The following is a 4,480-nucleotide window of genomic DNA, read 5'->3' as shown; positions in this document are numbered from 1 at the left end:
GCCAGGCGGCGGCAGATCGCCGTTCAGGTGGTTTGCAGCTGGCTGATCGCCGTGGCGGTGCTGGCCGCCGGCTTGCCCACCCTATCGACCCCGGCCTCAGCACCCGACCACATGGAATGATCCCTTGAACCATCCAACTGGCTTCGTTTTCGCTCTGGCCGCGGTGGCGTGTCTCGCTTGCCCGGCGGCGGCGCATGACATGTGGCTCCAGCCCAAGCGCTTCGTGCAGGCTGCGCCGGGCGAAGCCGCGATGGCCTTCCTGGTCGGACACGGACCGGACCGCCAGAGGTGGGATGTCGACGTCCGTCGGGTCGCGGTCCTGCGAAGCATTGGGCCTAAGGGGACCGTAGACCAGCGTGCAAGCCTGAAACCTGGAGGCCTGGGCGTGGACGTTCCCGTTCGCCTCACGACGCCTGGAGTCCACGTGATCGTCCTGCAAAGCCTTGCGGCCGAGAGCAATCTGCCGGCGCTGCGGTTCAACGACTACCTGAAACAGGAAGGCCTCACGCCGGCGCAGCGGTTTCGCGACGGCCGTGGCATTTCGAACCAGCCTGGCCGTGAAAGCTATAGCCGTCGGGCCAAGACGCTGGTGCAGGTGGGGCCGTCTCGATCCGCGGACCTGGCCGTGCTGACGCGACCCGTAGGGCTCACCCTGGAAATCGTCCCGGAAGCCAATCCCCTCGCGGCTGGGGCGAAGACCCTGCCGGTTCGCGTGATTTTCGAGGGCAAACCTCTGGCTGGGGCGCTCGTGAAGCTCACCAATCTCGATGCGGACAGCGTCCCGGTTGACGCCCGCCTTACCGACCCGCAGGGCCGCGCGACCTTTCAAATTCCGAAGCCCGGCGCCTGGCTCATGAACGTCCTGTGGACCAAGCCGATCTCGGGCCATCCCAAGGCCGATTTCGAGACCACCTTTTCCAGTCTGACCTTCGGGTCGCGATGAACCGACCGGCGCGATCACGGCCGGTTTGACGACGTTCGCATCCTTTTGCGCCCACGCTCCGAATAAGTCCTATGTGGCCTGCTCCGATCAGCCCCAGTCTTTCCGCCGAGGCCCAGGATCCCCGCTCGTGTCTCGCGCCCGAAGGCCACGCCTGATGGGGCGGCGTGAGGCGGATTGCGCGGTCGCCGCGACGCCTGACGACGCGGAGGACATCGTCGCGGTCGCACGGGGCGACAAGCCGCGTTTCGAGGCCCTGTTCGCCCGTTTCGCCCCCAAGGTCAAAACCTACCTTCTTCGACTGGGCGTGGCCCCTGCCGCCGCGGAAGAGCTTGCGCAGGAGACGATGCTCAACGTCTGGCGCCGGGCTCATCAGTTCGACCCGAACCTTGGCACCGGGGCGGCGTGGATATTCACGATCGCGCGTAACCAACGCATCGACGCGCTGCGTCGCGAACGTCACCCCGAGGCTTTGCGGGGTCAGTGGACGATCGCCGTTACGGACGCTCCGACGCCTGAGGATCTATTCCTCATTCGTGAGCAGGCGCGCCGCCTTGAAACGGCCCTGGCCGACCTGTCTCCTGCGCAGATGGAAGTTGTACGCAGATCGTTTCTCGGCGCGGGCCCGCTCTCACAGGTGGCGCGTGACCTAGATTTGCCCCTCGCCACGGCCAAGTCGCACCTTCGACGGGCTGTCGCGCGGCTGAAGGCTGCGCTAGACGAGACGTCGTGACCAACCGAACCCATCCTTCCGAGGTGCTGCTCGCCGACTATGCGAGCGGCGCGTTGCCGACCGCCGCGGGACTTACCGTCTCGGCGCACCTGTCCAGCTGCGCGGCGTGCGCGGGTAAGGTCGATCAGTTGGTGGAAGCGGGCGGCGTGTTGCTCAGCGGCCTGCCTGACGCGCCCCTTGCGCGGGGCGCCCTGGCCGCGACCTTGGCGCGTCTGGACAGTCCGGCGGCCCAGCCCGCGCCGCCGCAGAAAGGTCTCACGGGGGTCGATCTTCCCGCCGTCGTTCTTGCGGTAGGGTTCGGTCCTCGCCGTTGGTTTGGACGCGGGGCGTGGGTCGCCCATACAAAGGCGTCCACCGCTCACGGCTGGCGCAGCTTCATTCTGTCTCTCCCTGCCGGAGGCCGCCTGCCGGCGCATGGCCACAGGGGTCTGGAACTCACAGCGGTGCTGCAGGGCGCCTTCGCCGATGACACCGGTTGGCATGGACCGGGCGATTTCGTGACGGCGGATCACGCCGTCGAGCATGATATCGTGGTCAGCGCCCAAGGCCGCTGCGTCTGCCTGGTCTCGACACAGGGACCTTTCCTCTGGCGCAATCCTTGGCTTGGCGCACTTCGACCCCTCACCGGCCTCTAGAGGGAGGCCGACGACTTCGCCGTGGTGTCGTCGGCGATCCCGGGCGCCAACCGGTCCGCGGCGCCTGACGAGGGTGGGCGTCGGCCGTCAGGGGCTGTTCTCATCTGGCCGGGGGGCGGCTTCGGACCGGCTCCGCGCGACCACGCTCAGGAAGCCGTCCGGCAGCGGGCGCTGCAGGGCGGCGGCTTCGGACCAGGGGGCGGTCATCCAGGTCTCGCAGTCCTGCGGCGTGGTGAGGATCACCGGCATGGCCTTGTCGTGGACCTGGGCCACCTCGGCGTTGGCGTTCGTGGTCAGGAAGCCGAACAGGTCGCAGGTCTCCCAGCCGGTCCTGATCTTGCGCACGCAGCCATGGTCGAGGGTGTGGACGCCGGCGAAATAGGCCAGCGGCCGGCCGTCGGCGGGCGCGAACCAGACGTTCTGGCGCGAGCCGCCGACCTGGTCGGGCTCGCAGAAGGCCGTGAGGGGGACGAGGCAGCGGTTGGCGGGCTCGAGATAGGGCTTCCAGTGGCGGCTGGCGGTGTTGCGGACATTGGTCGTGCCCTTGTCGGGCTCCAGGCGCAGCAGCTCGGCGAAGTCCGCGTCGCTCACGGCCTTGCCCTTGGCGCGCAGTTTGTCGGCCCGCTTGCCCGCCGCGTCCATGAGCGCCTTCCTCGAGCTGGGCAGGCCCCAGCGGGCGAAGGCGACCGTCTGGCCGCCCAGTCCGTCGTGTCGCAGGATGGGGGCGCGATAGTCGGGATAGAGCTGGGTCTTCCAGGTCATGTCGAGATTGGCCTGACCCTCGGCCGCGCCGGCCGGCAGCGGCAAGCGCCGGCCCAGGAAGTCCTCGTGGGCCTTGGCCCAGCCGAGGAGGTCGACGTCGAGTTCGTAGAGGTTGCACATGGCCAGAAGCTTCGCTCTGGCCGCTCCGGCGGTCAAATCCGCACGGTGATCGCGGTCCGCTCGCCGCAGCGCCCGCACTTGACCTGGCGGGCCACGTCGCCCGGCGTGGAGTCCGGGTGCAGGCGGCTCATGGCCTCGGCCCGCGTCCATTCGACCTGGCGGCCGCAGGGGCGGCAGGCGAGCTTCAGGGTCTCGTGTGGGCCCATGGTCCGCGCCAGGGTCTGGAACATCTGCATCAGGGCCGCTCCGACATCGGCACGGCCGCGAGCGGGGCGATGTCCACCGCCAACTCGCAGGCGACCTGGCCACAGCCCATGGCGTGTTCCAGGGCGATGACGCAGACCTCCGGTCCCCAGGCCCCGACCATGACGGCGGCGACGAAGAACCGGGCCTCGCAAACGCCGCAGCCGACGAGCAGGCAGCCGTCGATGGCGGCGAGCATCGGCTTGACGGGCAGGCGGTCGCGCAGGTCGGGCTCCAGGGTCGCGTACCAGCGCTGGTGCAGCGGCTCGACCAATCCGGCGGGCGCGTCATAGAGCAGCTTCTGCCAGGCGCCGGGCGGCTGGGCGCGATATCGCCCCGGGCTCGCGCAGGCCGGACAGGCCGGACGGCGGTTCCAGAGGCTGTAGCGGGGGCCGAACCAGCCGGACATCTGGTGCAGATCGACGCCGGTGACGCCAGGGCAGCCGCGGGCGTCGCAGAGAAGATCGACCCGGGCGCCGCTGGCCAGCAGGGCGCCGACGTCTTCTGTCCAGCTCGGTACGAAATAGTCCTGCGCCCGCATCGGCCCGGGTTAGGCCCCGGATGGGCGGACTGGCAAGTCAAATGTTCTGTATTTGTTCGCGGCGGGCCGGCGCCGTCACCCGACAGGGCCAAGGCGCCGGTGTCCGGACGAAAGGCGGAGAACCTGAGGGGCCGGCGACGCCAGAACGCCGCACGCAAGACCGAGGAGGCCTGCCGCCAGCAGCGCCGCCCTCGGACGTTGGCGCAGGAGGTCGGCCAACCCGGCCTGGGGATGGGACGCCTCCGTCGCAGGGGTCGCGACATGGCCGGCCTCGGTCAAATCGAGCGGCTGTTCGGGGGTTCCCGGCTCGCGGCGATCCCACGCGACCTGCAGATCGGGATCGCCCGCGCTGGTGACGCGGCGGGTTTCGGGGGGCGGGGCGTGGCCGCCCTCGAGTTTCGGATCGTCCATGGTGGGCTCCTGGCCGACCCGGATGGGCGGCGCCGCTCGGCAAACCCGCCGACGTCAGGTCCGTTCCGGGCCGCAGGACGCGGGGTGCGCGTCAA

7 protein-coding genes are annotated in these 4,480 nt (G+C 69.5%); 4 read left to right on the top strand and 3 right to left on the bottom strand.

The window, feature by feature from the left end:
- Positions 1 to 163: 163 nt before the first annotated feature.
- The 3 genes from RMO04_RS01170 (at position 164) to RMO04_RS01160 (ending at position 2,308) form a co-directional block, all read left to right on the top strand.
- Complete coding sequence (locus tag RMO04_RS01170; RefSeq protein WP_309642967.1) at positions 164 to 943, top strand: DUF4198 domain-containing protein; 780 nt, start codon at positions 164 to 166, stop codon at positions 941 to 943.
- 154 nt (positions 944 to 1,097) lie between these two features.
- Entirely contained in the window at positions 1,098 to 1,673 is a 576-nt protein-coding gene (locus tag RMO04_RS01165) for a sigma-70 family RNA polymerase sigma factor (protein WP_309642966.1), read from the top strand.
- Positions 1,670 to 2,308: a ChrR family anti-sigma-E factor gene (locus RMO04_RS01160; RefSeq protein ID WP_309642965.1), complete on the top strand. Its 639-nt coding sequence runs from the start codon at positions 1,670 to 1,672 to the stop codon at positions 2,306 to 2,308. The genes RMO04_RS01165 and RMO04_RS01160 overlap by 4 nt, the downstream gene beginning before the upstream one ends.
- Before the next feature lie 87 nt (positions 2,309 to 2,395).
- On the opposite strand, the gene RMO04_RS01155 is transcribed toward RMO04_RS01160, so the two are convergent.
- The 3 genes from RMO04_RS01155 to RMO04_RS01145 are packed head-to-tail and all read right to left on the bottom strand — an operon-like array spanning position 2,396 to position 3,974.
- The gene (locus RMO04_RS01155) at positions 2,396 to 3,190 is read right to left on the bottom strand and encodes an SOS response-associated peptidase family protein (protein WP_309642964.1); all 795 of its coding nucleotides are present in this window, start codon (positions 3,188 to 3,190) and stop codon (positions 2,396 to 2,398) included.
- 32 nt (positions 3,191 to 3,222) lie between these two features.
- Positions 3,223 to 3,426 (bottom strand): hypothetical protein, encoded by a 204-nt coding sequence (locus tag RMO04_RS01150; RefSeq protein WP_309642963.1) that lies wholly within the window; start codon positions 3,424 to 3,426, stop codon positions 3,223 to 3,225.
- Entirely contained in the window at positions 3,426 to 3,974 is a 549-nt protein-coding gene (locus RMO04_RS01145; RefSeq protein WP_309642962.1) for a hypothetical protein, read from the bottom strand. The genes RMO04_RS01150 and RMO04_RS01145 overlap by 1 nt, the downstream gene beginning before the upstream one ends.
- A 261-nt stretch (positions 3,975 to 4,235) precedes the next feature.
- Here RMO04_RS01145 and RMO04_RS01140 point away from each other — a divergent pair.
- A partial coding sequence (locus tag RMO04_RS01140; protein ID WP_309642961.1) for a hypothetical protein occupies positions 4,236 to 4,480 on the top strand: 245 nt, incomplete at its 3' end.

Source organism: Phenylobacterium sp., from assembly GCF_031412415.1.
Lineage (GTDB): Bacteria > Pseudomonadota > Alphaproteobacteria > Caulobacterales > Caulobacteraceae > Phenylobacterium.
This window is presented reverse-complemented; position numbering and strand designations above follow the sequence as displayed.

Coding starts and splice junctions, on each gene's coding strand:
- RMO04_RS01165 (WP_309642966.1), top strand. CDS start 1,098: ATGGGGCGGCGTGAGGCGGATTGCGCGGTCGCCGCGACGCCTGACGAC.
- RMO04_RS01150 (WP_309642963.1), bottom strand. CDS start 3,426: ATGCAGATGTTCCAGACCCTGGCGCGGACCATGGGCCCACACGAGACC.
- RMO04_RS01145 (WP_309642962.1), bottom strand. CDS start 3,974: ATGCGGGCGCAGGACTATTTCGTACCGAGCTGGACAGAAGACGTCGGC.
- RMO04_RS01155 (WP_309642964.1), bottom strand. CDS start 3,190: ATGTGCAACCTCTACGAACTCGACGTCGACCTCCTCGGCTGGGCCAAG.